Annotated in this window: 29 protein-coding genes and 2 tRNA genes; 25 read left to right on the top strand and 6 right to left on the bottom strand. The window is 65.5% G+C overall.

Going from position 1 to position 26,302, the window contains the following annotated elements; genetic code table 11:
• Nucleotides 1–60 precede the first annotated feature (60 nt).
• From VN706_22245 to glyA, 8 genes are all read left to right on the top strand, one after another.
• Complete coding sequence (locus VN706_22245; GenBank protein ID HXT18367.1) at nt 61–1,269, top strand: acetyl-CoA C-acetyltransferase; 1,209 nt, start codon at nt 61–63, stop codon at nt 1,267–1,269.
• 1 nt (nt 1,270) lies between these two features.
• Nucleotides 1,271–1,834: a biotin transporter BioY gene (locus tag VN706_22240; protein HXT18366.1), complete on the top strand. Its 564-nt coding sequence runs from the start codon at nt 1,271–1,273 to the stop codon at nt 1,832–1,834.
• Nucleotides 1,831–2,754 carry a CPBP family intramembrane glutamic endopeptidase gene (locus tag VN706_22235; GenBank protein ID HXT18365.1) on the top strand — a complete coding sequence of 308 codons (924 nt, stop codon included), beginning with the start codon at nt 1,831–1,833 and terminating at the stop codon, nt 2,752–2,754. The genes VN706_22240 and VN706_22235 overlap by 4 nt, the downstream gene beginning before the upstream one ends.
• Before the next feature lie 3 nt (nt 2,755–2,757).
• Entirely contained in the window at nt 2,758–3,603 is an 846-nt protein-coding gene (locus VN706_22230) for a 3-hydroxybutyryl-CoA dehydrogenase (protein HXT18364.1), read from the top strand.
• Between the two features lie 48 nt (nt 3,604–3,651).
• The gene (locus tag VN706_22225) at nt 3,652–4,812 is read left to right on the top strand and encodes an acyl-CoA dehydrogenase (protein ID HXT18363.1); all 1,161 of its coding nucleotides are present in this window, start codon (nt 3,652–3,654) and stop codon (nt 4,810–4,812) included.
• A gap of 145 nt (nt 4,813–4,957) precedes the next feature.
• Complete coding sequence (locus tag VN706_22220) at nt 4,958–6,028, top strand: Glu/Leu/Phe/Val dehydrogenase (protein ID HXT18362.1); 1,071 nt, start codon at nt 4,958–4,960, stop codon at nt 6,026–6,028.
• Nucleotides 6,029–6,108: 80 nt separating this feature from the next.
• Nucleotides 6,109–6,546 carry a ribose 5-phosphate isomerase B gene (gene rpiB, locus VN706_22215; GenBank protein ID HXT18361.1) on the top strand — a complete coding sequence of 146 codons (438 nt, stop codon included), beginning with the start codon at nt 6,109–6,111 and terminating at the stop codon, nt 6,544–6,546.
• A 20-nt stretch (nt 6,547–6,566) separates the two neighbouring features.
• On the top strand, nt 6,567–7,835 hold the full coding sequence (glyA, locus tag VN706_22210; GenBank protein ID HXT18360.1) for a serine hydroxymethyltransferase: 1,269 nt from the start codon (nt 6,567–6,569) through the stop codon (nt 7,833–7,835).
• A gap of 101 nt (nt 7,836–7,936) precedes the next feature.
• On the opposite strand, the gene VN706_22205 is transcribed toward glyA, so the two are convergent.
• Nucleotides 7,937–8,884, bottom strand: a complete 948-nt coding sequence (locus VN706_22205) for a hypothetical protein (GenBank protein ID HXT18359.1) — start codon at nt 8,882–8,884, stop codon at nt 7,937–7,939.
• Nucleotides 8,885–9,125: 241 nt separating this feature from the next.
• Between VN706_22205 and VN706_22200 the strand changes: the two genes are divergently transcribed.
• The 10 genes from VN706_22200 to VN706_22155 all read left to right on the top strand — a co-directional run bounded on the left by VN706_22200 (nt 9,126) and on the right by VN706_22155 (nt 15,998).
• Complete coding sequence (locus VN706_22200; GenBank protein HXT18358.1) at nt 9,126–9,512, top strand: Minf_1886 family protein; 387 nt, start codon at nt 9,126–9,128, stop codon at nt 9,510–9,512.
• Between the two features lie 92 nt (nt 9,513–9,604).
• Entirely contained in the window at nt 9,605–9,802 is a 198-nt protein-coding gene (locus tag VN706_22195) for a hypothetical protein (protein HXT18357.1), read from the top strand.
• Nucleotides 9,803–9,826: 24 nt separating this feature from the next.
• Nucleotides 9,827–11,389: an NAD(P)H-hydrate dehydratase gene (locus tag VN706_22190; GenBank protein ID HXT18356.1), complete on the top strand. Its 1,563-nt coding sequence runs from the start codon at nt 9,827–9,829 to the stop codon at nt 11,387–11,389.
• Nucleotides 11,386–12,330, top strand: a complete 945-nt coding sequence (gene thiL / locus VN706_22185) for a thiamine-phosphate kinase (GenBank protein HXT18355.1) — start codon at nt 11,386–11,388, stop codon at nt 12,328–12,330. Before VN706_22190 ends, thiL begins: the two co-directional genes overlap by 4 nt.
• Nucleotides 12,330–13,076, top strand: a complete 747-nt coding sequence (locus VN706_22180; GenBank protein ID HXT18354.1) for a lysophospholipid acyltransferase family protein — start codon at nt 12,330–12,332, stop codon at nt 13,074–13,076. The genes thiL and VN706_22180 overlap by 1 nt, the downstream gene beginning before the upstream one ends.
• An 86-nt stretch (nt 13,077–13,162) precedes the next feature.
• A complete protein-coding gene (locus VN706_22175; GenBank protein ID HXT18353.1) occupies nt 13,163–14,080 on the top strand; it encodes an AraC family transcriptional regulator in 918 nt (305 codons plus the stop codon).
• A 51-nt stretch (nt 14,081–14,131) separates the two neighbouring features.
• Nucleotides 14,132–15,412, top strand: a complete 1,281-nt coding sequence (eno, locus tag VN706_22170) for a phosphopyruvate hydratase (protein ID HXT18352.1) — start codon at nt 14,132–14,134, stop codon at nt 15,410–15,412.
• A gap of 11 nt (nt 15,413–15,423) precedes the next feature.
• Entirely contained in the window at nt 15,424–15,747 is a 324-nt protein-coding gene (locus VN706_22165; protein ID HXT18351.1) for a septum formation initiator family protein, read from the top strand.
• 35 nt (nt 15,748–15,782) lie between these two features.
• Nucleotides 15,783–15,856 (top strand) — tRNA-Met (locus tag VN706_22160).
• A gap of 68 nt (nt 15,857–15,924) precedes the next feature.
• A tRNA-Met gene (locus VN706_22155) sits at nt 15,925–15,998 on the top strand.
• 28 nt (nt 15,999–16,026) lie between these two features.
• Here VN706_22155 and VN706_22150 read toward each other — a convergent pair.
• A complete protein-coding gene (locus VN706_22150) occupies nt 16,027–17,193 on the bottom strand; it encodes a hypothetical protein (GenBank protein HXT18350.1) in 1,167 nt (388 codons plus the stop codon).
• 236 nt (nt 17,194–17,429) lie between these two features.
• Between VN706_22150 and VN706_22145 the strand changes: the two genes are divergently transcribed.
• Nucleotides 17,430–17,681, top strand: a complete 252-nt coding sequence (locus tag VN706_22145) for a helix-turn-helix transcriptional regulator (GenBank protein HXT18349.1) — start codon at nt 17,430–17,432, stop codon at nt 17,679–17,681.
• 30 nt (nt 17,682–17,711) lie between these two features.
• Nucleotides 17,712–18,065, top strand: coding sequence for a permease prefix domain 1-containing protein (locus VN706_22140; protein ID HXT18348.1), 354 nt, complete (start codon nt 17,712–17,714; stop codon nt 18,063–18,065).
• A gap of 89 nt (nt 18,066–18,154) precedes the next feature.
• Here VN706_22140 and VN706_22135 read toward each other — a convergent pair whose 3' ends face one another.
• Nucleotides 18,155–19,135: a DUF5996 family protein gene (locus tag VN706_22135; protein ID HXT18347.1), complete on the bottom strand. Its 981-nt coding sequence runs from the start codon at nt 19,133–19,135 to the stop codon at nt 18,155–18,157.
• A gap of 3 nt (nt 19,136–19,138) precedes the next feature.
• Nucleotides 19,139–19,420 (bottom strand): UBP-type zinc finger domain-containing protein, encoded by a 282-nt coding sequence (locus VN706_22130; GenBank protein HXT18346.1) that lies wholly within the window; start codon nt 19,418–19,420, stop codon nt 19,139–19,141.
• Nucleotides 19,421–19,809: 389 nt separating this feature from the next.
• On the opposite strand from VN706_22130, the gene VN706_22125 reads away from it, so the two are divergent.
• The 3 genes from VN706_22125 (at nt 19,810) to VN706_22115 (ending at nt 23,587) form a co-directional block, all read left to right on the top strand.
• Complete coding sequence (locus VN706_22125; protein ID HXT18345.1) at nt 19,810–21,006, top strand: hypothetical protein; 1,197 nt, start codon at nt 19,810–19,812, stop codon at nt 21,004–21,006.
• A 131-nt stretch (nt 21,007–21,137) separates the two neighbouring features.
• On the top strand, nt 21,138–21,563 hold the full coding sequence (locus VN706_22120) for a plastocyanin/azurin family copper-binding protein (protein HXT18344.1): 426 nt from the start codon (nt 21,138–21,140) through the stop codon (nt 21,561–21,563).
• Between the two features lie 260 nt (nt 21,564–21,823).
• Nucleotides 21,824–23,587, top strand: coding sequence for a hypothetical protein (locus tag VN706_22115; protein HXT18343.1), 1,764 nt, complete (start codon nt 21,824–21,826; stop codon nt 23,585–23,587).
• 156 nt (nt 23,588–23,743) lie between these two features.
• Here the strand turns inward: VN706_22115 and VN706_22110 are convergent, their stop codons facing one another.
• Nucleotides 23,744–24,652, bottom strand: a complete 909-nt coding sequence (locus VN706_22110) for a sulfite exporter TauE/SafE family protein (GenBank protein HXT18342.1) — start codon at nt 24,650–24,652, stop codon at nt 23,744–23,746.
• 328 nt (nt 24,653–24,980) lie between these two features.
• On the opposite strand from VN706_22110, the gene VN706_22105 reads away from it, so the two are divergent.
• A complete protein-coding gene (locus VN706_22105) occupies nt 24,981–25,751 on the top strand; it encodes a GntR family transcriptional regulator (GenBank protein ID HXT18341.1) in 771 nt (256 codons plus the stop codon).
• A 16-nt stretch (nt 25,752–25,767) separates the two neighbouring features.
• The gene (locus tag VN706_22100; protein ID HXT18340.1) at nt 25,768–26,118 is read left to right on the top strand and encodes an MGMT family protein; all 351 of its coding nucleotides are present in this window, start codon (nt 25,768–25,770) and stop codon (nt 26,116–26,118) included.
• Here the strand turns inward: VN706_22100 and VN706_22095 are convergent.
• Nucleotides 26,111–26,239, bottom strand: a complete 129-nt coding sequence (locus tag VN706_22095; protein ID HXT18339.1) for a hypothetical protein — start codon at nt 26,237–26,239, stop codon at nt 26,111–26,113. The two genes, VN706_22100 and VN706_22095, sit on opposite strands and share 8 nt — an antisense overlap.
• Between the last annotated feature and the right edge of the window lie 63 nt (nt 26,240–26,302).

Genomic DNA, 26,302 nt, shown 5'->3' with positions numbered 1-26,302 from the left:
GCGCGGCGGGCGCCGCAGGGGATGGCGCGGCGGGCGCCGCGCCCGCACTATCTTTCTCCCATGCCCGACACCTCTCGCACCCCCGTCATCGTCTCGGCGGCCCGCACGCCGATCGGAAAGTTTCTGGGCGGCCTCGCGCCGCTTGCCGCGCCGGAGCTCGGCGCCGTCGCCATCCGCGCCGCCGTCGAGCGCGCCGGCATCGACGTGAACGACATTGAAGAAGTCATCATGGGCAACGTCATCCAGGGTGGCGTTGGCCAGGCGCCGGCTCGCCAGGCCGCGCTGAAATCCGGTATTCCCGCCACGATCTCGGCGCTCACCGTCAACAAGGTCTGCGGCTCCGGACTCAAAGCCGTGATGCTCGCGGCGCAGGGCATCAAAGCGGGCGATCGACAGGTCGTCGTCGCCGGCGGCCAGGAGTCGATGTCCAACGCGCCCTATTACAACTATGGCATGCGGGGCGGCGTGAAGCTCGGCGATCAACAGCTGGTCGACGGCATGATCAAGGACGGCCTGTGGTGCTCGTTCTGCGACGTCCACATGGGCGGCCACGCCGAGTATACGGCGAAGAAAGCGGGCGTGACGCGGGAGATGCAGGATGAATTCGCCGCGAAGTCGCACGCCAAGGCCGTGGCCGCGATCGACGCCGGCAAGTTCAAGGACGAGATCGTCCCCGTGCAGATTCCGGGTCGCAAGGGACCCACGACGGTCGACACCGATGAAAGCCCGCGCAAGGACACGACGTCCGAAACGCTCGCGAAGCTGCGTCCCGCGTTTCCGGGCAAGGACAAGAACGAATCGTTGTCGGTGACGGCCGGCAATGCGTCGAGCCTCAACGACGGCGCATCGGCGCTCGTCGTGACGTCCGAGGAGTACGCGCGCGCGAACGGTCTCACGATTCTCGCGCGCATCGACGCGTATGCGACCGGCGCGACCGAGCCGCAGGATCTCTTCTTCGCCCCGATTCACGCCGTGCAGAACTTGATGAAGCGCGCCGGCACGACGATCGGAGATTACGATCTCATCGAAGCGAACGAAGCGTTCGCGTCGCAGGCGATTGCGGACGGGCAGGGCTTGTCGTGGAATTGGGATCGCGTGAACGTGAACGGCGGCGCGATCGCCCTCGGTCATCCGATTGGCGCGAGCGGCGCGCGCGTCCTCACCACGCTGCTTTACGCGCTCAAGGATCGCAACAAGACCACCGGGCTCGCCACGCTGTGTCTCGGCGGCGGCGATGCCGTGGCGCTCAGCGTTTCGCGAGTCGACTGACATGTCGACTGACATGTCGACGACACTCGTTTCCAGGCGCGAAAACGCGCGCCGCGTCTTCGCGTCGGATCGCGTGTTCGGCGCGGTGTTGTTTGCCGCCGCCGTCGCCGCGGCGTCGCAGATCGCCCTCCCGCTGCCGGGGACCCCGGTGCCGATCACGTTGCAGCCGATGCTCGTCATTCTCGCCGGCATGATGCTCGGACCGAGCGTCGGTGCCGCGAGCATGATGCTGTACCTCGCTGCCGGCGCGGCCGGACTGCCGGTGTTCACGCCGTTGGGAGCGCCGGGCATCGCGCGCTTCATGGGACCGACGGGGGGCTACCTGCTCGCGTATCCCGTCGCCGCGTACGTCGCGGGCGCGCTCGCACGGCGCACGGCGACCTTGCGCGGCCGCTGGCTCGCCGGCGTTGCGGGCATCGCCGTGATCTACGTGGGCGGCATCGCGGTACTGTCGCTGCTCGACGCGAGCGTGACGCGCGCGATTCAACTCGGCGTCACGCCGTTCGCGGCGCTCGACGTCGTGAAAGCGTTGGTCGCCGCCGCCATCGTTCGCCGCCGGGATTGAACGCGCGGCGATTCCTGTACGGCCCGGGCGGCCAGCTCCATGCGCCCTGGCGGATTGTCGCGTTCATCGCCATCACGTTTGTCGGCGTGGTGGTGGTGCAGAGCCTTGTCGGCCCGATCTTCGAGTGGTCGTTCGCTCGCGTGGGGCTGGCGGGCGTCGATACCAGCTCGTGGGTGATCGCGATCGCGGCGCTCGGCGCGACGGCGATCTGCGTTCGGCAGATCGACAAGCGCACGTGGCGTGAAGTGTGGCTCGATCGCTCGGCGGCACGCCCCTCGGCGCTCGCGTACGGGTTCGCCGTCGGCGCGTTCGCGATTGGTCTGCCCGTGGCGCTGTTGCTGGTTGCGCACTGGATGCGCAACGTCGGTTCGCCGCCGGGCTCGTGGACGCCGGCGGCGCTTCGCGTGACGCTGACGCTGCTGCCTGCTGCGCTGCTCGAGGAACTGCTCACGCGCGGGTACATCCTTTCCGTGCTGCGCGAGAGCTGGGGATGGACCGCCGCGATCGTGGCGACGAGCCTTGCGTTCGGGCTGCTGCACTTCGCGAATCCCGATGCGACGGCGGGATCGCTCGGGCTCGTCACGCTGGCCGGATTTTTTCTCGCCGCGGTGCTCTATGCGACGCGAAGCTTGTACGCCGCGTGGATGGCGCATTTCGCCTGGAACTGGACGATGGCCGTGCTCTTTCATACCGCCGTGAGCGGCATCCGCATGGAATCGCCCATCTACCGTTATGTTGATTCGGGTCCGGATTGGGCGACGGGCGGGCCATGGGGGCCTGAAGGCGGCGTTCCGGCGGCGCTCGGCATGGTGGCGGGAATGGCGTTCATGTTCGCGGCGCGGCGGCGGTTTGACGCGACGCCTACAGCATCTCGAGCATCGCAAGCATCTCTCGTATCTGAAGCATCTCAGGAGAATTGACGGATGGCCGAACGTGTGGCCGTGATTGGCGCGGGACAGATGGGCAATGGCATCGCCCACGTCTTCGCGCAGAACGGGTTCGACGTGACGATGATCGATGTGTCTGCCGACGCGCTGGAGCGCGGGCGCGGAACGATCGCCGGCAACCTCGACAGGCAGATCAAGAAGGGCACGCTCCAGGCGGCGGACAAAGACGCGATCCTGGGCCGAGTGCGGACGGCGCAGTCGGTCGACGCGGCGGCCGATGCGACGCTCATCGTCGAAGCCGCGACTGAAAATCGAGATCTCAAGTTCAAGATCTTCGGGGAGCTCGATCGCGTCGCCGGCGGCGACGCGATTCTCGCGACGAACACCAGCTCCATCTCGATCACGGAGATCGCGGCGCGCACGAAGCGGCCGGATCACGTGATCGGCATGCACTTCATGAATCCGGTGCCGGTCATGCAGCTGGTCGAGGTGATTCGCGGCCTCGCGACGTCCGACGAGACGACGCAGCGCGTGCTCGCGCTGAGCAAGGCGGTCGGCAAGACGCCGGTCGAGGTGCAGGACTATCCGGGCTTCGTCGCGAATCGAATTCTGATGCCGATGATCAACGAGGCGATCTACTGCCTGATGGAAGGCGTGGGCACACCGGACGCGATCGACACGGTGATGAAGCTCGGAATGAATCATCCGATGGGTCCGTTGGCGCTCGCCGATTTGATCGGCCTGGACACGTGCCTGGCGATTCTCGAGGTCCTGCACGATGGGCTGGGCGATCCGAAGTACCGCCCCTGTCCGCTGTTGCGGAAGTATGTCGCCGCTGGGTGGTTTGGCCGAAAGACGAAACGAGGCTTCTATGCCTACTAGGCTGAATCGCCGCAGCGCCCGTCGTCCATCGCCCAACGCCCATCGCTGATGGCTTGGGCTCTCACCCCTCTCACCGAAGAGCAGCGCGAAATTCAGAAGACGGCGCGCGAGTTCGCGCAGCGTGAGATCGCGCCGTACACCGAGGCGTGGGACCGCGACCAGCACTTCGAGCCGTCCATCGTCGAGAAGCTGGGCGCGCTCGGCTTCCTCGGCATGATGATCCCGGAGCAGTACGACGGGCTTGGTCTCGACACGCTGACGTATCTCGTGGCGCTCGAGGAGATCGCGACGGTCGACGCGTCGGTGGCCGTGCTGGTGAGCGTGCACAACTCGCTGCCGACGCAGATGATCCTGCGGTGGGGATCAGAGAATCAGAAAGAGCGTTTTCTAAAACCCCTGGCGCGCGGCGAGATGCTCGGCGCGTTCGCGCTGTCCGAGCCCGAGGCGGGATCGGATGCGGCGTCGCTGCGTACGCAGGCGGTGCGCGACGGCGGCGACTGGATCCTGAACGGCACGAAAGCGTGGGTGTCGAGCGGCACGAAGGGCGACGTCATCATCGTCATGGCGCGCACCGACAATCCCGAAGACCGGCGCGGCGCGCGCGGCATCAGCGCATTCATCGTCACGCCGGAGCTCGCGGGCTTCAGCGTGGGCAAGAAGGAAGACAAGATGGGGTTGCGCGCCTCGCCGACGGTGCAGCTGCACTTCTCGGACATGCGCGTGCCCGGCGACCGCCTGCTCGGCCAGGTGGGCAGCGGGTTCATCTACGCCATGCAGTCGCTCGATAACGGGCGACTCGGCATCGCCGCGCAGTCGATCGGCATCGCCGAGGCGGCGCTCGAACACGCCGCGAAGTATGCGGCGGAGCGCAAGCAGTTCGGCAAGCCGATCAAGGAATTTCAAGCCATACAATTCAAGCTCGCCGACATGTCGACGCGCGTGGCCGCGGCGCGCGCGTTGCTCCACATGGCGGCGCGCGCGAAGGATCGCGGCGAGCACATGACGCAGTACAGTGCGATGGCCAAGCTCCTCGCGAGCGAAACCGCGATGTGGGTGACGACACAGGCCATTCAGATCTTCGGCGGCTATGGCTACGTCAAGGACTATCCGGTGGAACGGCTGTTCCGCGACGCCAAGGTCACGGAGATCTACGAGGGGACTTCGGAGATTCAACGTATTGTGATTGCACGCGAGCTGTATTCGAAATGACGGGCGTATGGGCGTATGGGCGCATGGGTGTATGGGCGTATGGGGGTATGACAATCGCTAACTGCGCGCCGCCCACACGCCCACACGCCCACACGCCCATACGCCCACACGCCCACACGCCCATAACAATCATCTATCCCTAACCATGAAGCTTTTCGACACCATCGCCGACATGGGCCACGAGCAGCTCGTGCTCTGCCAGGATTCGGCGTCCGGATATCGCGGCATCGTTGCCGTGCACAGCACTGTCCTTGGGCCCGCACTCGGCGGCACGCGCTTCTGGAGTTACGCCACGGACGAAGACGCCATCGTCGATGCGCTGCGGTTGGCGCGCGGCATGACCTACAAGAACGCGGTCGCGGGCTTGAACCTCGGCGGCGGCAAGTCGGTCATCATCGGCGACAACAAGACCGCCGATCGTGAGATGATCTTCCGCGCGCACGGCCGGTTCGTCGAAAGTCTGGGTGGCCGCTACATCACCGCGGAAGACGTTGGCACGAGCACCGCGGACATGGACTACGTCCACATGGAGACCGATTACGTCAGCGGTCTCGCCGGTCGTTCCGGCGACCCGTCGCCGGTCACCGCGCACGGCGTCTTTCGCGCCATTCAAGCATCGGCCAAGGAGCGCTGGGGCTCCGACGATCTGACCAACAAGGTCATCGCCGTTCAGGGGTGTGGCCACGTCGGCTATTATCTCGCGAAGGAATTGCACGAGGCGGGCGCGAAACTCATCGTGACCGATATCGACGCCGAGCGCGTGAAGCGCGTCGTCAGCGAGTTCGGCGCGCGCGCGGTGACCGCCGACGAGATCTACGGCGCGCAGGCCGACATCTTCGCGCCGTGCGCGCTGGGTGCGATCATCAACGACAAGACGATCCCGCAGCTCAGGGTCGAGATCGTCGCGGGGGCAGCGAACAATCAGCTGCTCGAGGAGCGTCATGGCGACGAGCTCGAGCACCGCAAGATCATGTACGCGCCGGATTACGTCGCGAACGCGGGCGGGGTGATCAACGTCTACAGCGAGCTCGCGGGCTGGACGTCGGCTCGCGCGTTCCGCAAGGCCGACGAGATCTACGATACGATTCTCAAGGTCTTCGCCATCGCGAAGAACGACAAGATTCCGACGTATCTCGCCGCGGACCGTCTCGCCGAACAGCGCATTCAGGCGGTGGGCTCGATGGTGCGGACGTGGCCGCAGTGGCCGAATAAATAGGCGCGTGGGCGCATGGGCGAATGGGCGTATGACAATCCTCACGCCCATACGCCCATACGCCCCCATACGCCCATACGCCCATGAAAGAACGCATCCTCATCGCCAGCGATCACGCCGGCTTCGCATTGAAGGAGAAGCTCGAGCGCAAGCTCGCCGAGCTCGGATTCGACGTGGACGATCTCGGCACCGCCAGCCCGCAGTCGTCGGACTACGCCGACTTCGCGCATCCGCTGGCGCAGCAGGTGAGTGAAGGGAAGGTCAAGCGCGGCGTCTTGATGTGCGGCACGGGACTTGGCATGAGCTACACGGCCAATCGGTATCCGCACGTTCGCGCGGCGGTCGCGTGGGAGCCTGAAATCGCGAAGCTGGCGCGCGAGCACAATGATGCGAACGTGCTCGTGCTGCCGGCGCGCTTCGTGGATGACGACAAGGCCGTCGCCATTCTGAAAACGTGGCTCGAAACGCCGTTCGAAGGCGGCAGACATGCTCGGCGCGTCGAGAAGATTGAGAAAACTTGAAAACGATTCAGGGATGACACATGACTGATTGGACGAACCATCCGCTCTGCTCGCCCGGCAAGGCACTGCGCGAGCGCGATCCCGACATCGCGAAGCTGATCGACGAAGAGATCTGCCGGCAGAAGGATGGCCTGGAGCTCATCGCGAGCGAGAACTTCGTATCGCCCGCGGTGCTCGAAGCGATGGGCTCGCCGCTGACCAACAAGTACGCCGAAGGACTGCCGGGGAAGCGCTACTACGGCGGCTGCGAGGTCGTCGACCAGGTCGAGCAGCTCGCGATCGACCGCGCCAAGCAATTATTCGGCGCCGAGCATGCGAACGTGCAACCGCATTCGGGTGCGCAGGCGAACTACGCCGCCATGACCGCGTTCCTCAAACCGGGCGACACGTTCCTGGGCATGGATCTGTCGAACGGCGGACATCTCACGCACGGCTCGCCGGTGAATTTCTCCGGCATGCTGTTCAAGGCGGTGTCATACGGCGTGACCGACGAAGGCTTGATCGACATGGACGACGTGCGCGCCAAGGCCCGCGAGCATCGCCCGCGCATGGTGCTCGCCGGATATAGCGCGTATTCGCGCGTCGTGGACTTCGCGGCCTTCGCCGAGATCGCGCGCGAGATCGGCGCGGTGTTCATGGTGGATATGGCCCACTTCGCGGGGCTCGTCGCGGCGGGCGTGTATCCGTCGCCCATTCCCCATGCGGACGTCGTGACGTCCACGACGCACAAGACGCTGCGCGGCCCGCGCGGTGGATTGATTCTATCGACGGCCGCGCACGCGAAGGCGATCGACAAGTCGGTGTTTCCCGGCAGCCAGGGCGGTCCACTCGAGCACATCATCGCCGCGAAGGCTGTGTGCTTCAAGGAAGCGCTCGATCCGTCGTTCAAGGATTACGCGGCGCGCGTCATCGCGAACGCGAGAGCGCTGGCGAAGGCGCTGATGGACCGCGGCTTTCAGATCGTGTCGGGCGGCACCGACAATCACCTCATGCTCGTCGATCTGCGAAACCGCGGCCTCACGGGCAAGGTCGCGCAGCTCGCGCTCGACGATGCGGCGATCACGGTCAACAAGAACACGGTGCCGAAGGAAACACAGTCGCCGTTCGTCACGAGCGGTATTCGCATCGGCACGCCGGCGGTGACGACGCGGGGTATGGGCGAGCGGGAAATGGCCACGATCGCGGGCTTGATCGACCGCGTGCTCAAAGATCCGGAGAACGCCGGCGAGAAAACCGCGGTGCGCGACGAAGTTCGCGCGCTGACGCGAAAATTTCCGCTGTACGCCTGAACATGTCATCCTGAGGGCCGGAAGGCCCGCGGGACCTCTTGGTCGCCGGAGAAATCTCCTCCGACGTGGAAGGGGTCCTTCGCTTCGCTCAGGATGACAAGTTAGGCCTGCGCGGGCAACCGCCGCACCACCGACGCCACGCATTGCGCGGCGAGATCGCGCGTCGTGTACGAGCACAGATCGAGGTCGGTGCGCCGCCACTGCCAATCTTCCGGGCTCGTGGCGTGCGGCTGCAACACGTGCTCGAACGCGGGCATGGCGGTTTTGGCGTCGGCCACGCCATTCTGGTCGCCGAGCTGTCCCGCCCACTCGATGACGAGCAGTTGTCCGTCAGCGATGGCGTTCGAGCGGCCGCGAATCCATGAAAAGCTCAAGCCCACCGGTCCGATCTGCACCGTGTAGCGATCGGGGGTGCGCCGCGCTTCGGCGGCGAGTCCCGCGGGCAGCGTACCCGGCGCCTCGCACAGCTTCAGCACCGTCGCCGAGAGAGAGTCGAGCTCGCGGTTGATGAGCGCCATCGCGCGCTGCGACGAAAGGAACGACGCCCGTGCGCGCGCACGCTGTTCATCGTCCGCTGCACGCGCGGCGATCGCCGATTCCGTCAGTTTCTTCGGCGCACCACCCGCCTCGACGACCGCCCCGACGATCGTGTCGATCGCGAGCTGGCCAGTCGGCGAATCGCTCGACCTGAGAATCGTCGCCTTCATCCAACTCGGAATCGGCGCGTTGTCGATCGGAATGACGACGACGTCCTTCTTCTTCGTCGTGCCGATGCGCGCCTTCACGCCCGCGGCTTCGATGCCGCTCGTCTCGGACGCGCCCCACAGCCGCTGAAAGAGCACGACGACCACACGCGCATCCTTCTCGATCGTTTTCTTGATCGCGGCGTTGGCGATTGCGGTGCGCGGCTTGTCAGCGGTCTTCGGCGCCACGAACACGGGCTTCGACAGACGCTGCTCGAGGCGGCGCTTGAGCTCCGCCACCGCGAGTGCGTCGAAGTCGGCAGCGGTGATCGCTACGTCGTACTTGAAGGCGCGCTTCGTCGGCATCGGGTTCGGTGGACAAGGTGAATGACCATGTTGCGGGCAGAAATCAGCATCACCCGCAGTAACCGTTGTCAAATAATCTACCATTTGGATCGGCACGCCGCCTGCCTCAGCCTTTTCGAGCGTCATTCAGTGGCCCGAAAGGGTTGTGGCGGCGCTGAACAGCCGTCATTTTGTCTCCATCGGCGGGACCGCGAGTCTCGCCGTTTCTTTGGACTGTTGAGGTACGGAGGTACCTGGGATAGTGGCGGAACTGGCGTTTCGAGACGGCATCATGGACCGCATCCGGCTGCGGGAGCAGCGCTTTGACGAGCGCGCCTATCTGTTCGTGCTCGCCGCCCTCGAGTACTGCCAGCAGCGTCTGGACGAGCGCCGCCACATCAATGGGCGAGAGCTCGCGCTGGCCTGCCGCGATCTAGCGCTGGACCGGTTCGGCGTCATGGCCCGCCTGGTGCTCGAGCACTGGGGCGTCCGCAGCTCGGCCGACATCGGCGATGTCGTCTTCACGCTGGTCGACCTGGGGCTTCTCATGAGCCAACCCACCGACACGCGCGAAGAATTTGCCGAAGTGTTTGCTTTCGATCAGGCGTTCGAGCGCGAGTATCCGTGGTCCGGAGTGTTGACCGTTTAGCGTTCTGAGGTTCGAGATCGCGATTCATCCTGCGGCGCGTCCGCGACGAATGGCGAGCGCGTTTGACGACGTGATGATGGGAGAGGGTGGGCATGGAGAAAGCGATGGAATTTCCGAGCTGCAGGAAATGCAACGTGGGTACGTTGCTTCCCTTGAGCGACTATGGCCGCGATGGCGCGCCGATCACCTATAAAGCCTGGGCCTGCAGCAATCCCGATTGCGGCTTCAACGTCCGCATCGACAACGGTGAACTGAGCTACGGCCGCACCGTCGGAACGTCGCAGAAGTAGCAGTCCACCCCACCCCATTCCATTATGATCCGCGTCGTCACGAGCTCGGAGTCGGCGGCGCGAGATGCTTCGGCGATTGCCGCCGGCGTGCCGTCGCGCGCACTCATGCAACGGGCCGGTGCCGCGGCCGCGGGCGAGATCGCGCTCCGCTATCGCGATCGGTTGTCGGCGGGCGTCCTGGTGCTTGCGGGTCCGGGCAACAACGGCGGCGATGCCTGGGTCGTCGCACGCGCGTTGTCGGCTGCCGGCGCACGCGTCCGCGTTCTGGAGCCGATCGAAGCGAAGACACCCGATGCGTCGGCCGAGCGCGCGCTCGCGCTCGAGACGCTTCCCGAGGGCAGTCTCGTGTCCGGCACGGACGCGACTGATTCGATCGCGGGCGTCGAACGCATCGTCGTCGATGGGTTGTTTGGCACCGGCGGCCGAGGACACCTCACCGGTGCGTTCGCGAAGTGTGCCGAGCTGACGATCGCCGTACGACAGCGCGGCGCGGTTGTCGTTGCGCTCGATCTGCCGAGCGGCGTCGACGCGACGACGGGCGAATCGAGCGAGCACGCCATCTCGGCCGACTGCACGTTGACCTTCGGCACCATCAAACGCGCACACCTCATACGCCGCGACGCTTGCGGAACGATCGTCGTCCTCGACATCGGGCTCGGCGTCCACAGCTCACTCGACGACGGCGCGCCCTCGCTCATTGACGATGCCTACGTCGCGGCAAATCTGCCGCCGATCGGCGCCGAAGCCCACAAGGGCACGCGAAAGAAGCTGGCGATCGTCGGCGGCTCGGCCAGGATGGCGGGCGCAACCGTCCTGGCCGCCCGCGGCGCGATGCGCAGCGCGATCGGCATGGTCAAGCTGGTGGTCGACCCGGCGAGCGTGCCGGTCATTCAGGAGACCGAGCCTCACGCGCTCGCCGCGCCGTGGCCGACCGATGCGGATGGCGTCCGCACCACCATCGCCGAATGGGCCGACGCCGTCGTCATCGGTCCCGGACTCGGCCGGTCCGATGCCAGCCGGGCGATACTGGAATTGGTATTACATAATTGGAATGGTCCGATGTTGCTCGATGCCGACGCGATCACGCTGTTCGAGGGACGCGCACAGCTGCTCGCGGGACTGATCGGCGACCAGGCCGCGTTGCTGACGCCGCATCCGCTCGAGTTCTCGCGCATCAGCGGCATTCCGGCCGAAGAGGTGCTCGCGAATCGCTTCGACGTCGCTCGCTCCGAGGCAGCGGCGTTGGGCGCGACGATTCTTCTCAAGGGTGTGCCGACGATCATCGCGTCACGCGGCGGCGCGCAGCTCGTGAGCGCGACGGGTACGCCCGCGCTCGCGACTGCCGGCAGCGGCGACGTGTTGAGCGGCATCGCGGGAACGATGCTCGCTCAAACCGGAAACGCGTTCGTTGCCGGCGCGATCGGGGCCTACGTTCACGGCCGCGCGGCGGAGCGCATTCCGAGCAGCGCCGGCGTGCGCGGAATCTCGCTCGAGGACGTCGTCGCCGAGTTGCGCCAGAGCTGGACGTTCGACGATCGGCCGACGCGATATCCCGTACTCGCCGAGCTGCCGGCGATCGGTAGATGACGGGCGAGATCGCACTTGGACCGGGCGCGGAATTCGACGCCATCCGCGAGCTGCTTGCGCGGTGGGGCACGCGAGCCCAGGGCGTCGGCGACGACGCGGCGGTGTGGTCGCCGCCACGCGGCGATCGGGTCGTCGCGAGCGTCGATACGGCGGTCGACGGACGCCATTTTCGGCGTGACTGGCTCTCACTTCGCGAGATCGGATATCGCGCCGTCGCCGCGGCGCTGAGCGATCTCGCGGCGATGGCCGCGCACCCGAGCGGCGTGTTGATCTCGCTGGTCGTACCGAGCGATGCGCGCGAGTCGCTCGGCGAGTTGGCGGACGGTTTTGGTGAAGCGGTGACCGCTGCTCGCACGGTAATTCGCGGCGGCAATATCAGTTCTGGCAGCGAGCTTTCGATCACCACGACCGTGTTCGGACACGCGTTCGCGCCATTGATGCGCAGTGGCGCCACGCCTGGAGACAAGCTGTTCGTGACGGGCCGGCTTGGCGCACCCGGCGCTGCGCTGACTGCACTCCGTCGCGGCGAACGTGCTGAGCGGTTTCACGAGCGCTTTGCGCATCCGGTGCCGCGACTTGCCGAGGCGCGATGGCTCGCGTGGCAGGGTGCGTCGGCGGCCGTCGACATTTCGGACGGTCTCGTTGCGGATGCCGGTCATCTCGCCGCGGCCAGCGATGCGCGGATCGTGATCGACGCGCCGCGGTTGCCGCTCATCGGCGGCATCGATGCGCGCGACGCGCTCGTCAGCGGGGAAGAATATGAGCTGCTCGTGACCGGGCCGGCGTTCGATACACGCGCGTTCGAAGCCCGCTTCGGCATTCCGCTGACGGAGATTGGCCGCGTCCGTCAACCGGAGGCGAGCGGCGTGGGCGTTCACGTGAAGGACGCAATGGGCGCGCGCGTTGAAATCAGCGCGGGCCACGATCACTTTTCGCGTTGATGCGATCGCTGTTCGTCGCGCTTGTCGCGCTGGTCATGACGATGATTCTGGGGCCAACGGTCATCGTCGCTCGTCTGCTCCGACGGCCGCAGGGGCCGGATTCGATCTATTCCCGCGCCGTTCGGACGTGGGCGCGGTCGATCAACCGCGCGGCGGGAGTGACCGTGCACGTCAACGGCGCGGAACGGCTGAATCGCGCATCGGGCTCGGTGTTCGTCGCCAACCACGTGAGCTGGTTCGACATCTTCGCGCTCGCGTCGCAGGTGCCGTGGTGCAGCTTCGTCGCGAAGGCTGAGCTTCGTCGCATCCCCGTCTTTGGCTTCGCGGCCGAATGCGCCGGCATCGTGTTTCTCGAGCGCGAGAATCGCAAAGCGGCGTTCGAGTCGTACAAGGTCGCCGCGAAGGAAGTGCAGCGCGGGCGCGCGATCATCGTTTGCCCGGAAGGGACGCGCGGCCAGGACTACCATCTTCGACCGTTCAAGAAGGGGCCGTTCGTGCTCGCGATCGCGTCACAGACGCCGATCATTCCCACCGTCGTCTACGGTGCGCGCGAAGTGATGCCCAAGGGCACGTTTCGCGTGCGGCCCGGCACGATCGAGCTCCACTTTCTGGAGCCTTTGCCCACGGTCGGTTACGACTACGATCATCGCGCCGAATTGATGACGGAAACGTGGACCCGGATGGCAGACGCGCTACGCGCGATCTACGGCGTGTCGACGTCGGAGCATCCGGTCGCGGGCGTGTAAGCCCCGCGCTCGGCGCGCGACAACGCCGCGAAACTTCGCAAGAAATATCAAGCGCGTCTCGTCGGCGCTTCCTACATTCCCGTGCAATGAAACCGGGAACGCGGAGCTTCTACGGCCAGGCGGTACGCCGCGTGCTTGCGCGCGTCGTCGATCATCTCGATGCCGCGCTCGACCTCGAGTCGCTGGCGCGCGACGCCTGTCTGTCGCCGTTCCATTTTCATCGCGTGTTCGGCGGCATGGTCGGAGAAACCCCGATGGAGCTCGTGCGGCGCCTGCGGATGGAGCGCGCCGCGTGGCGACTCGCACACTCCGGCGCGCCCGTCACCGACGTCGCGTTCGGCGCGGGCTACGACACGCACGAGGCCTTCACGCGCGCCTTTCGCGCGAACTACAACATGCCGCCGACCGAATTTAGAAAACTCTCACAGGCGCGGATCGAGCTCGCGGCTGCCTGCGGTGTACACTACGAGCCGCACGCCGCGAATGCCGCCGCGGCCGCGATCGCCGCATTCACACCACGACACACCGGAGGACTCGACATGCACGTCGACATCGAGGACAAACCCGCCATGCGCGCGGCGGGCGTGCGACACATCGGCCCGTACATCCAGATCAACGAGGCGTTCGGGCGTTTGGGTGCGATTGCCGGACCGGCGGGTCTCTTCGGGCACCCCGGCGCGGTGATGATCGCACTCTATCACGACGACCCGGAGTCCACGGCGGCCGATCAGCTCCGCTCCGACGCCGCGATCGTCGTGCCCGAGGGCGTGAAGATTCCCGACACGCTCACCGAGCACCGCCTCCCGGCCCGGCGATACGCATGCACCGTACACAAGGGACCGTACGAGCGGCTCGGCGACACGTGGGCGCGCTTCATGGGCGAGTGGATTCCCGCGAACGCCGTTCGGATCGCCCAGGGCGAAAGCTACGAACGCTACCTCAACGATCCAACGCGCACGCCGAAGGAAGAATTGCTCACCGAGATTTGCGTACCCGTGGAGTAATGCACGCGCGTCGAGATGACAACCACGCCGGATGGTTTTAGCGTTATCGGCATGGCAACCATCTCACAGATCAAGGCGCGAGAGATTCTCGATAGCCGTGGCAATCCGACCGTCGAAGTCGACGTCCTGTGCGCGAATGGCGTGACCGGCCGCGCCGCCGTTCCGAGCGGCGCGAGCACCGGCGAACACGAAGCCGTCGAGCTGCGTGACGGAGACTCGGGCCGCTATGGCGGCAAGGGTGTTCAGCACGCCGTGCAGAACGTCGAGGATACGATCGCTCCGGCGCTGCAAGGCCGCGACGCGACCGACCAACTCGGCATCGACAGCGCGATGATCGAGCTCGATGGTACGCCGAACAAGTCGAGCCTTGGCGCCAATGCCATTCTCGCCGTGTCGCTCGCCGTTGCGCGCGCGGGCGCGGCCTCTGTCACGATGCCGCTGTATCGCTACTTGGGCGGTCCCCTCGCGCGCGTCATGCCCGTGCCGATGATGAACATTCTCAACGGCGGCGCCCACGCCACCAACACCGTGGACTTTCAGGAATTCATGATCGTGCCCATCGGCGCCGAGACGTTCGCCGACGCGCTGTGCATGGGCACCGAGGTCTTCCACGCGTTGAAGAAAGTGCTCGTGAAGCGGAGGCTCGCGACGGGCGTCGGCGACGAGGGCGGCTTCGCGCCGGATCTGCGCGACGACGAGGAAGCGATCAAGGTCATCCTCGAGGCGATCGACGCCGCCGGCTACGCCGCAGGCAAGGAGATCGCGCTCGCGCTCGATTGCGCGGCGAGCGAGTTGTACTCGAACGGCGCATACACGTTCAAGAAGAGCGGAGCAGGGACGAAGGACGCGGAAGGGATGATCGAGTTGTACAAGTCATGGATCGACGAGTATCCGATCGTGTCGATCGAAGACGGGCTCGCCGAAGACGACTGGGATGGTTGGTCGAAGCTCACCGCGGCGCTCGGCGATCGCTGCCAGCTCGTGGGCGACGACTTGTTCGTGACGAATACCGAGCGTCTGGCGCGCGGCATCGAGAGCGGCGTCGCGAATGCCATCCTCATCAAGGTGAATCAGATCGGCACGCTCAGCGAAACGCTCGAGGCGATCGAGATGGCCCGCGCGGCGGGCTATCTGTCGGTGATCTCGCACCGCTCCGGTGAAACGGAGGATACGTTCATCGCCGATCTCGCGGTCGCGACCGGAGCCGGGCAGATCAAGACCGGTTCGGCGAGCCGCACCGATCGCATCGCGAAGTACAATCAGCTGCTGCGCATCGAGGAGCAGCTGGGCGGCGCCGCGGAGTTCCCGGGCGGCGCGTTGTACGGTATCTGACCGCTCTGACCGTGGATGGTCGCACCGTCGTTCGCCGCCTGATCATTGCGGCGCTCGGGCTGGCCGGGCTCGCCTTCGCGGTACAGGGTGGCGAGTTCGGCACGACGGATCTCGTGCGTCAGAAGCGCCAGCGCGCGCGGGTGACCAAAGCGGTTGATTCACTGCAGCGCGTCGTCGACTCGCTCACGCGCTACAAGGACAAGGTGCAGCACGATCCGGCGACGCAGGAGCGCATCGCGCGTGAAGTGTTCGGTATGGTGCGCGGCAACAAGGAACTGCTGTATCGATTCAGCAGTGCGCCGGACACGGTGGCGAAGGCACCCAAGTCGCCTTGACACGCTTTGACGTACCCTTAGTTTACGGTCACTGCCGCGGGGTGGAGCAGCCTGGTAGCTCGTCGGGCTCATAACCCGAAGGTCGCGGGTTCAAATCCCGCCCCCGCTATTCGGACGGCCGGTCCTTAGGGGCCGGCCGTTTGATTTCAGGGTATGTGGTTGTTGGCGGCACGTGTTGGCAGGGTAGCTCAGGTGGTTAGAGCACGGCACTCATAATGCCGGGGTCGTGGGTTCGAGTCCCACCCCTGCTATTGGAAGAAACCAACCGAATCTGCAGCCCTACGGCCTGATTCGCGCGATCGCCTCGGCGAACAGGCTCTGCACGTCGGCCAGCGTCGTCGTCGGATCGTTGTTGTAGTCCATCATGCGATGGTGATAATTCCGCGACTTCGTGCGTTCGTCGACGATCTCGCGCACCAGCTCGCCCGCGGGCCGGCGGTGATGGTATCCGCCTGCCACGTCGATCTCCGCCTGCTCCACCGCGCAGTAGATGCTCCACTTCGTGGCGTGCGCCGGACACGTGCGGTCGTCGGCGCGATTCCACACGGAATCCGACGACAGGATCTTCATGGCGCGCACCAGGATCTGGCGATCGACCGCATTCGGAGCGATCTCCTTCGTCGTGTCCATCCGGAACGTGATGCGCGAGCCGTGCGCCGTGAAGCCAGATACCGGGAACCAGCCGTTGTAGGTTCGGATCACGCCGTGGCCGCCCTTATAGATCTCGATCTCCACACTGTCCGCGACGCGTTCCATGTCCGACGCCGCATGCTGTTGCACTCGAGCTTCCAACTCGCGGAAGTATTCCCGCACGTCGGCAAACGTCGTCGTCGAGTCATTGTTGAATTCAATGAGCGGGTCAGACCCCTTTCGCCGAGCGACGACGTCCACGCCGTGGCGCCCTTCGAAGTTGACCGGCCCCTCCGCGTCGGCCATCGTGCCGGCCCACACTTCCGTTGGCTGCGCGTCCTTGCGCCACACGCCGCTGCTGATCGTTTTGGCTCGCGAGACGAAGAACACGGGCACCTCTTCCCACAGCGTGCCACACGATCCCCCTGGGTCATCAGCCGAGACGTGTAGTGCGCATTCGATCGGCCGGGGCGATGACTTCGTATTGGCGGGGGCGCCAGCGGCCGCGGGATTCCACTCGAGCCCGGCCGCTTCCTTGATGGCGCGGCCCAACGCACACCGGACCGTATACGTCGTGTCCTCCCGGGGGCATCCACCGCGGTCGACACGATTCCAGTGTCCGGGCGACGAGAGCAGCGCCGCGGCCCGCTGCACGATGCGGACGTCGAACGGCCCGACCGCAGTCTTTGCCGACGGAACGGCGATCGCCGCCGCCTGGCAGAGAACGGGCGCGCTTCGCACGACGGCGATGGTCAGAAGCGTCGCGCTGGCCGCTCGGTTGATCCTCAGTATCGTCACCGGTAAGGCGAACGGCATTGATAGCTCCGACAAGAGACACAGTGACATGAGGAATGTCTCCTATTCCTCCTTGTGATTTCGTGCGCGCTATGGCCGATGGCGTCGACATACTGGCGCGCTCAGCGGTACCCCTCTGAATTAGAGGGGAAGCTAGGACAACGGCGTTGCCGCGGCAAGGTGGAGGAGCCCAGCTTCGTCGGCGCCGCTCCAAAGCCGGTGGGATATGCTCCCACCCAGCCTTTGCCACCGGTTGATTGCTCGGCCCCTTGGTCTTCGAGCAGCTATCGCGCGACGCGCTGCAGATTGGTCAAGGGTCGCTCTATCCGGCGCTCTACCGGCTCGACCGCAAAGAGCTCGTGACGAGCGAATGGTCCACCACTGAGAACAATCGCGAGGCCAAGTATTATCGTCTCACGGCCGCCGGACACCGTCCGCTATCCGCCGAGACGACCGGTTGGCGCCGGTTCGCGGACGCCGTCGATCTCGTGCTGGTCGCCGAGCGCTGAGATGAATTCCTCCGAGCGTCCAGACTCTGGCTGCGTGCCGCGCTGCGCCGCGACTGGGTCGAGCACGACATGGATCGAGAGCTGCGCTTTCATCTCGAACGTGCGACGGAGCTCAACGTCGCGCGCGGTATGGGCGCGGACGTGGCGAGGCGCGCCGCGCTCGTTGCATTTGGCGGCGTGGAGCGGGCGAAGGAAGCTGTTCGTGACGGGCGCGGCACGCGCTTGCTCGAGCAGACGAGCGGCGACGTGCGATTTGCGGTGGGCTCATTACGGCGGCGGCCGGCGTTCGCCGTCGTCGCTATGGTTGCGAGCGGCCTGCCGGCCTGCCGGCCTGGCGGCTTGGGCGCGTCACGCCGACGACGATCCTGCGATCGGATTGACTGATTCGCGGCCCGCGACGTTCCAGTTTCGATATTGCGGAAGTCTCATGCAATCACGGATAGCCAGTCGAGTCGATGACTTGACTGGCTTTTTCACTGCTCGCCGGCGACGCACCGCGGTCGATCGCGCGCGCACGTTCCAACGCCGCTCGATCCCATTGGCCGAGATCCGCCGCCGCCGCGTACGTGCTTTCGAGAAACGCGAGTAACGTCGCGTCGGGCGAGACGGAGGTCCGCACTACCTCGTACGGCAAGATGAACTCGGTACGGCAAGATGAACTCGCCCATATCGCGGCTGTAGAATGCGCCGGCGGCCACGGAACGGTCTGCGTACCCGGGCGGCTCCGGATACGCATACGCATAAAAGGCCGGCTCGGTGATCGCGCCGCCGCCGGGCCAGAAGCCCGCGCTGCTGCACTCGTGCGAGTAGGCTTCGGCCATGACGTATGCGGGGCAGTGCGGAGCTCCGCCAGGATGCGGCGGCGCGCGCCGGCCGGAGAAGCGCGTGTACGCCAGATCGAAGCTGCCCCAGAAGAAATGCACCGGGCTCGCTTTGCCGATGAAGCCGCCGCGAAATTGCTTCAACACGCGATCGGCCTGCACGAACATGCGCCAGCAGCGCTCGGCAGCGCTGCGATCGTAGGCGGCGTGCTGGTCGTCGTCGGCGAACGGAATCGCCGTTTCGACCTCGACGGGGACCGGGTAGAGATGGAGGTCGACGCCCAGGGACCGGAATGCGTCGAGGTACTCGGCGTAGAATGTCGCGACGGATTTCGGAACGAGCGGAATGACGCGCGCGGCGCGGTCGCTCGTTCGCACGTTCAGCTGGTGATCGATGAAGTCGACGTCGACGGCGAGTGTGCGTGTGCCGTACGGCATCGCGGACGTCGTGTAGCCTCGCGGCGTGACGTACAGCGTCGTCTGCCACCAGTGATTTTCCATCGGCGCGAGCGCAAGACGCGTCTTGCCGACGATCTGCAGCCACATGTGCAGCGTGGCGTGCGTATCGCGCCACGCCTCCAGCGAGAGGCTCGGCCAGGCCGAGTCGGCGGCGCCTCGAACGTCCGGGGGCATCCGCTACTGGGGCGTCGGCGCCGGTTCGAACATCAGATCGTCGACGTAGCAGTAGCCCCAATCCTCGCCCGGCTCGAAGCTCTTGATGATGGCGTGCGCCGTCGAGTGAAAGTGTTTCGTCGCGTGGCGATTGGGTGAGTCGTCGCAACAGCCGACGTGGCCGCACTCGAGGCAAAGCCGGAGATGCACCCACGATGAATGCATCTTTAGACATTCCTCACAGCCGTTCGGCGTGTGGGGGCGAACGTCGCGAACGTCGCTCAGGTGTTGGCATTGCTTCGCCATGGTTGCTCCTCATCGCCGTGGCTGACTGCGAGACGCATCACCAGGCTGGTGCGCGATCGCGTTCGTTCAGTATACCCGATCGGTCCAGGTGGCGGCGCGTCTCCGAACGGCCGTCACGGGTGTCGATGCCGTGACGAACCCGCTGGCACCCCCGGGCAGAATGCGGTGAGCCGTTGGTTTGCGTCAATAATACATTGGTCTACATGCAAACTAACTTTGTAACGCGTTGGGACCAAAGCATTTGCACTGCATCCAAATGGCGCTATTTCCCGCGCCGCGCGTTAGCTTGTTACTGACTTTCCGGTACCCGGAATATCCGCGTCTTCGCACGGGGATCACGCTCGTGATGATCGACATGCCTTTCCAAGCCTGCTGTTCAGGAAACGGGAATGAGAGCCCTCTTACGACTCACGTGCGCCGCCGCACTGGTCGCCTGCTCCGACGTGAAAACGCCGACGGCAGTGACGCAACCATTGCGCTCTCCTCTGCTTCCCACTCCCCACGCTGACTCGGTTTCAGGCGCCATCGGCCGGCTCGACGGCCGGCCGATCCCCGACCGCGTCGCGGAGCTCGTGTCGCAACGCTTCGCCAAAGTCTCGCTCCCGGCCGATTCGTATTCGGCGGCGTCGGACGCCGTGCATCCCGACATCGCGTGCCCGCCGCGCGCCTGGAACGGCGCGGCGTGCTGGCTGATGTACACGCCGTATAAGAATTCGAATTCAACATATGAAAATCCGGGCGTGCTGATCGCGTCGACGGACACGTCGTGGCGCACGCCGCCCTCGATCACGAATCCGATCGTACCGTTTCCCGGCGTGGGCGCGTACAACTCGGATCCCGATCACGCGTTCGACCCCGGGACCGGACGCCTGGTTCAGGTCTATCGCGTCGTCGCGGACAGCTTCAACAAGATCATGATCATGTCGACCGCCGACGCGCGGACGTGGACCGCCCCGCGCGTTGCGTTCAAGGAACGCAACCACGACGCGGTGTCGCCGTCGCTGATCATCGACGCGAATCGCGGCGCGCGGCTCTGGTACGTGCGCTCCGGCGCGGATGGGTGCAGCTCGCAGAGCAGCAGCGTGCAGATGCGTACCGCGCAACCGGACAGCAGCCAGCGCTTCGAGCAAACCAACTGGTCGGAGGCCACGCCGGTCGACTTGAAAATCCCCAATTCCGTCGTCTGGCATCTGGACGTCTCGGCGCTGCCGGGCGATGCGGGTTACGTGGCGCTCGTCGTCGCATTCCGAGACGGCACCAGTTGCGGGTACAGCGATCTCTGGCTCGCCGCGAGCCCCGACGGAATTCACTGGCGCACGTACGCGATGCCGATCTTCTGGAGGACAATGAAGCTGGCGAGCCAACGCGCGATCTCGACGTGGTATCGCGGCACGGTGCGCTACGACGCCGGCACCGATTCGCTCCACTTATGGCCGTCCGCGCTGGCCGGCACGGCGTGGACGATCTACCACACGGCGGTGAAGCTGCGCGACATCCGCGGGCTGCTCGAGCAAGCGCAACCGAGCGACTACAAGTCGTTGTTCAATCTGCGCTCGGTCCCGGGTACTGCTGCCCTGATGCCCTGATGCCCTGATGCCCTGATGCCGTGACGCGGTGATGCTGGAAACCGTCCTCCAGCATCGGTCAGGAACCAATTCAAGTCCTTCCGGATTTCGAGGCCGACTCCCACGTTCAGCTCTCGCTCTGGAGGACCCCGATGAAACGATGGAATTTCGCGGCTGCCCTGATGGCAGCCGCCGTACTTGCCGGTTGCGGCGGCGCCGGCGGCAGCGGCGATAGCACGGGCCCGACCACCACTCCGCCGGTCACCGGCGGACCACCGCCGACCACCTCGAACACGAACCAAGTCACCATGACGAGCAGCCAGACCTTCTCGCCCGGGACGGTGAATGTGCCCAAGGGCACCACGGTGACGTGGACCTGGCCGGCTTGCGACGATACCGGGTACGGTGGCTACGCGAGCTGCGTGACACATAGCGTCGTCTTCGACGATGGCAGCAACATCAGCTCGCCCGAGCAATCGGCCGGCACCTTCACCCGCACGTTCGCCACCGCCGGCACGTTCAAGTATCACTGCGGCGTCCACGGCACGGCGATGAACGGCCAGGTCGTCGTCCAGTAGTACGGTTAGGGGACGGTCGAGGTCGGTTCGACGCTCGAGTTCGCTCCGTGAAAAGGCTCGCCGACCGGCGGGCCTTTTTTGCGTAGGAATTGTAAAGTGTTCATCAAAAAAACCTGGCTCGCGGCGGACCCGTCAACGCTTTGCCGCGTCGAGCGTTACCTTTACATACAAATCTCGATCATAGTCTACCGAAGGAACGTCCGACAGCACCGCCGATCGAACGACGTCTCCCGCCCACCCTCTCGAGCCGCTTCGTTGCGATGCCGCTACGCTCGACCGTCCTGTCGTTGATATTCGCTGCCGCCCTGTGGCCCATCGAGGCCGGCGCGCAGCAGAAATTCACCACTCAGATCCTGATCGTCCCGGCGTTCCGCGGCTCCGACCGCGGCATCGCCGGCAAAGCGAGTGACATCGTGCGCAGCCGCATCGCCGGCGCGTTTCCGCGCAGCGAGCTTCGGGTCATCTCGGGCGGCGACATCGACGAGTGGCTGCGCCTGTCCGGCTTCGAGGAGAACGCCGTTCTCAGCGAAGGCGAGCTGAAGGAAATGGCGCGGAAGTTCCGCGCGGATGAACGCATCACGGGCACCGTGACGCGCGCCACGGGCAAAGTCCACATCGATGCCGAGCTCACGCTGGTGCGCGATCTTCGACTGACGCAGCCGCTCGCCGCCGACGGACCAACCGTGAGCGACGCGGCCGAGGCGCTCGCGCGCGACGCCGTCGCCGCACGAAAGCAGCTCGTGCCACTGCGCCTTTGCGAGAACGCCGATCGTGAAAATCGGCCCAAAGAGGGCGTCGCCGCGGCGGCGACCGCAATCTCCGCATATGCGCCGGCGGTCCCGGCTCGAATCTGTCTGTTGAATGCACTGGCGAAGCTCGACGTCTCGGCCGACAGCGTCATCGCGGTTTCGCAGGCGATTCTGAAAGTGGCGCCGGCCAATCCCATCGCCCTCGAGGATCTCGCGCAGGCGCTCGACAGCAAGGGCAAGCAAGAGGCGGCGGCGCCTGAGTGGGTCCGTTTGCTCGCGACGGACTCGTCGAACGAAGCATTGATCGAGAAAGTCGTGAACGCGCTCGCGCGCGAAGGCAACGCGCGCGTGGCCGCGCCGCTGATCGACCGCGGGACCAACGAGCACCCTGAAAACCTGCCGCTGCTCAAGCTCCGGTGGCTCGTGCATCTCGCGTACAACGACTGGAAGGGTGCCATCGCCGCCGGCGAGCGGTTGCTCGACAAGGACCTGGGCGCCCAGAACGATCCTGATTTCTACTCACGGCTCGCGACAGCGTATCGATCCGACAGCCAACCGTCGCGCGCGCTGGCGATCGCCGCGATGGGCGTCGCGAAATTCCCGAAGGATGCGCCGTTGTACGTCGTCTATCTGCAGCTCGTTCACGCGGAAAACGACGCGGCACTGCCGCGAGGACTGGCGCGTTTTCCCGAAAGCGCCGAGCTTCACGTGCTCGCCGCGCAGAATCTCAAGAGCAGCGGCAACGCGTCCGGTGCGCTCGAGGAAACGCGGCGCGCCCTGGCTGCCAATCCGAAGCTCCAGCATGGCTACCTGCAGCTAGCGCAGCTCGAGATGGACGCCGGCCAGCCTGACAGCGCGCTCGCGTCGATCGACCTCGCGTTGAAGAACGGGGAAGACCGCGGCACCGTCGCGCAATTCGCGCTCGCGCGCGGCAACGCGTTGTACAAGGCGGCGACCGGAACGCAGAAGCGAGAGGACTATCAGCGCGCGATCAAGTTCCTGGCGTTCGCCGAGAAAATCGCCCCGTCGGCGCAGGCAAAATTCCTGCTCGGAGCATCATCGTTGTCGATCAGCCAGTCGGCGGCCAACGAAGCGACGCCGGCCAAGAGCTGCGAGTTATCGAAGCTCGCCGACTCCACGCTGACCGATGCCGAGATCAATCTGGTGAGCGGCGGTGCCGCGGCGCCCGAGGCAGCGAAGCAGTTCCTCGACTACGTCGCCAAGCTGCGGCCGTATGTGTCGGAGCAGGTCAAGACGTTCTGCGCGATACACTGACTACGCAGTCATCGCGTGCGAACGTCAGCGAGGAGTTGTCATCCCGAGTGAACGAAGCGAGTCGAGGGATCCCCTTCACTACGGAGAACTCCTCCGCCGGGACGGGGGTCCCTCGACTCGCCGACGCTCGCTCGGGATGACGAAAGGGCACTTTGCTCACAGCGCCGGCTGCGCTTCCGCCGCGGTCGCGTCGCTGGCGAGGTCTCTCTCTCTGCGCGCCGCGCGCAGCATGCTGATCGCGGTGTACGTCACCACGACGATGACCAGGACTTTGACGTACGCCATCGGCAGATTCGTAAACCACTTCACGGCGAGCAGCACGGCCGGAATGCCGGCGATCGCCATGCCGATCATCGCCGGCGAATAGTACGCGCGCGCCCGAATGAACCGTGCGACGGCCACCGGCATGAGGAACGCGCACGCGCCCATCATGATCGGGAACGCCGACTTCTCCGTCATGCCCAGCGCGGTCACGAGAATCAAGCACGGCGCGTAGAGGCCGATGCCCAGTGTCATCAGCGCGCCCAGGATGAACAAGCCGCCCATCCCAAGAATCCATCGCGTGCCCGTGAGGCTCGTGGTTCCGACGGTCAGGGAATGGAAGACGGTCATGCGCACGACCATGATGATGGCGGCGGCGAGAAGGCACAGTCCCATACCGACCTGGATCTTTCGGCGCGGCCAGGACGAAACGACGCCGGCGCCGAGCCATGCGCCAAGAATCGAGGCAACGATGAGGGAGATCAGCGTTCTGGGATCGACCTGCACCGGCTCGACGGTGATCAGGCCGCGGAATCCATAGATGAACAGAAAGGCTTCGGTCACGGTCGGCAACACGTAGCCAACGTTCAGCGAGCCCGGAATCTTTTCGTCCGGAATCAGCTTGAAGAACCGCACCATCGTCGTCGTCGTCGCATACGAGCCGACGCCGAGTGTGTCGAAGAAGTTGGCGACGAAGCTGATCGGCCACATGAGGGCCGATGACCTGACCGGCTGACCGGACTCTCGATCGCGAACCATCGCGCGAATGAAGATCACCAAATAAAACAGGGTGACGGCTCCCATGGCGGCGATGAGAAGAGCGATCGGTTCTGCATTGCGAACGCGGGTCAGGAAGTCCATGAGATAGGGTCCCGGGACGGCCGGATGAGAGTGAGATATGCGGTGGGGACGCCGTTCGGACGGTCGTGGCGTGGACTTGCGGGCAGCCTTGAGGATGCTTCAAGGACCGCGTGTCCGGAAGGGCATGGGCGGAGATGGTAATGCGTTGCCGGTCGAAGCGGTGCCTTGCTTGCGGCATGGCGAACGCGAGGATACTGTATCCGCCGCGTTGCGATAAAGTTGCACCGTTGCGCGTCGCACTCGCGGTACCCGCGGTCCCCATGGAGCTTGGATGACGAGACGTTCCGCCACCGAACCGAGCCGCCTCCCCCTCTATTCAGCAATCCCTGTCGCGCCCACACGCGGTACCGCCGTGCCGATTCAACGGCAGACCATCGCCAGCATGACGGTCGACGCACTTCGCGAACGCATTCTGCGCGGCGACTACCCCGAAGGCGAGCCGCTGCGCCAGGATGCGCTCGCCGACGAACTGGGCGTGAGCCGCATTCCCGTGCGCGAAGCGTTGCGCCAGCTCGAGGCCGAAGGGCTGGTGACGTTCAGCCCGCACCGTGGCGCCGTCGTGTCGAGTCTCTCGCTCGAGGAGATCGTCGAGCTCTTCGAGTTGCGCGCGGACATCGAGTCCGATCTGCTGCGTCGCGCCATTCCCCGCATGACGAAGGAACAACTGGACCGCGCGATCGACGTGCTCGATGAATTCGAGGACGCGTTGCGCGCCGGCGAGGCGACGCGGTGGGGGCCGCTCAACTGGCACTTCCATTCGGCGTTGTACGCGCCGGCGAACCGCGTCTTCACGATGAACCTGCTGCAGAAACTGCATCAGCACAGCGATCGCTACTTCCGCATGCAGGTGCTGCTTGCGCACGGCGGCGAACGCGCGAACGAGGAGCACCGCGCCATCACGAATGCGATCGTCGCCAACGACGTCGACACCGCGCTCGATCGCATGCGCAAGCACATCCTCGGCGCCGGGTGCTCGCTCGTCGAGCTGCTGCAGGAGCAGCGAGGCGCCGCGGTGGGGTCCGCGGCCGGATCGAGGAAGTAGCGACCAGGGCGCCCGCGTGCCGCGAGGCGGAACGTCGTACGAGAAGATTTACGCGGCCGTGCGGAAGATTCCGCGCGGCCGCGTTACGACATACGGGAGCGTCGCCAGAATCGCCGGAATGCCGGGGCAGCCGCGGCTCGTGGGGTACGCACTGCACGCGCTGCCGCCCGGGAGCAAGCTTCCCTGGCACCGAGTGATCAACGCGCAGGGACGACTGAGTCTCGAGCTCGCGCGCAGCGGCGCTGGAATTACCCAGCGCCTGCTGCTCGAGCGCGAAGGTGTGCGTGTCGACGCGGCGGGCCGGGTGTCGCTCGCGCGATTCGGCTGGCGAGTGACGAAGACACGGCGCGCGTCGATATCTACTTGAAGATTCCGAAGTGGCCGAGCAGCCACCAAAGCAGGATGAAAATCAGGACGGTGCTGAAGCAGCCGCCACCCAGTTTTTTCGCACCGTACCCGGCGGCGACGCCGCGCAGCAGTTTGCTCATTCCGCTCTCGTGAGAAGGGTTCGACTCGCGTGCCGCAAAATGCACAGTTCGTACCGGCACGCC

It is taken from the genome of Gemmatimonadaceae bacterium (genome assembly GCA_035606695.1).
Classification (GTDB): domain Bacteria; phylum Gemmatimonadota; class Gemmatimonadetes; order Gemmatimonadales; family Gemmatimonadaceae; genus JAQBQB01.
This window is presented reverse-complemented; position numbering and strand designations above follow the sequence as displayed.

Coding starts and splice junctions, on each gene's coding strand:
- VN706_22205 (HXT18359.1), bottom strand. CDS start 8,884: ATGCCGACGAAGCGCGCCTTCAAGTACGACGTAGCGATCACCGCTGCC.
- VN706_22115 (HXT18343.1), top strand. CDS start 21,824: ATGCCGCTACGCTCGACCGTCCTGTCGTTGATATTCGCTGCCGCCCTG.
- VN706_22175 (HXT18353.1), top strand. CDS start 13,163: ATGAAACCGGGAACGCGGAGCTTCTACGGCCAGGCGGTACGCCGCGTG.
- VN706_22220 (HXT18362.1), top strand. CDS start 4,958: ATGAAGCTTTTCGACACCATCGCCGACATGGGCCACGAGCAGCTCGTG.
- VN706_22230 (HXT18364.1), top strand. CDS start 2,758: ATGGCCGAACGTGTGGCCGTGATTGGCGCGGGACAGATGGGCAATGGC.
- VN706_22190 (HXT18356.1), top strand. CDS start 9,827: ATGATCCGCGTCGTCACGAGCTCGGAGTCGGCGGCGCGAGATGCTTCG.
- VN706_22105 (HXT18341.1), top strand. CDS start 24,981: ATGACGAGACGTTCCGCCACCGAACCGAGCCGCCTCCCCCTCTATTCA.
- VN706_22225 (HXT18363.1), top strand. CDS start 3,652: ATGGCTTGGGCTCTCACCCCTCTCACCGAAGAGCAGCGCGAAATTCAG.
- VN706_22095 (HXT18339.1), bottom strand. CDS start 26,239: ATGAGCAAACTGCTGCGCGGCGTCGCCGCCGGGTACGGTGCGAAAAAA.
- VN706_22110 (HXT18342.1), bottom strand. CDS start 24,652: ATGGGAGCCGTCACCCTGTTTTATTTGGTGATCTTCATTCGCGCGATG.
- VN706_22135 (HXT18347.1), bottom strand. CDS start 19,135: ATGCCCCCGGACGTTCGAGGCGCCGCCGACTCGGCCTGGCCGAGCCTC.
- VN706_22180 (HXT18354.1), top strand. CDS start 12,330: ATGCGATCGCTGTTCGTCGCGCTTGTCGCGCTGGTCATGACGATGATT.
- VN706_22195 (HXT18357.1), top strand. CDS start 9,605: ATGGAGAAAGCGATGGAATTTCCGAGCTGCAGGAAATGCAACGTGGGT.
- VN706_22245 (HXT18367.1), top strand. CDS start 61: ATGCCCGACACCTCTCGCACCCCCGTCATCGTCTCGGCGGCCCGCACG.
- VN706_22130 (HXT18346.1), bottom strand. CDS start 19,420: ATGGCGAAGCAATGCCAACACCTGAGCGACGTTCGCGACGTTCGCCCC.
- VN706_22240 (HXT18366.1), top strand. CDS start 1,271: ATGTCGACTGACATGTCGACGACACTCGTTTCCAGGCGCGAAAACGCG.
- VN706_22125 (HXT18345.1), top strand. CDS start 19,810: ATGAGAGCCCTCTTACGACTCACGTGCGCCGCCGCACTGGTCGCCTGC.
- VN706_22150 (HXT18350.1), bottom strand. CDS start 17,193: ATGCCGTTCGCCTTACCGGTGACGATACTGAGGATCAACCGAGCGGCC.
- glyA (HXT18360.1), top strand. CDS start 6,567: ATGACTGATTGGACGAACCATCCGCTCTGCTCGCCCGGCAAGGCACTG.
- rpiB (HXT18361.1), top strand. CDS start 6,109: ATGAAAGAACGCATCCTCATCGCCAGCGATCACGCCGGCTTCGCATTG.
- VN706_22120 (HXT18344.1), top strand. CDS start 21,138: ATGAAACGATGGAATTTCGCGGCTGCCCTGATGGCAGCCGCCGTACTT.
- thiL (HXT18355.1), top strand. CDS start 11,386: ATGACGGGCGAGATCGCACTTGGACCGGGCGCGGAATTCGACGCCATC.
- eno (HXT18352.1), top strand. CDS start 14,132: ATGGCAACCATCTCACAGATCAAGGCGCGAGAGATTCTCGATAGCCGT.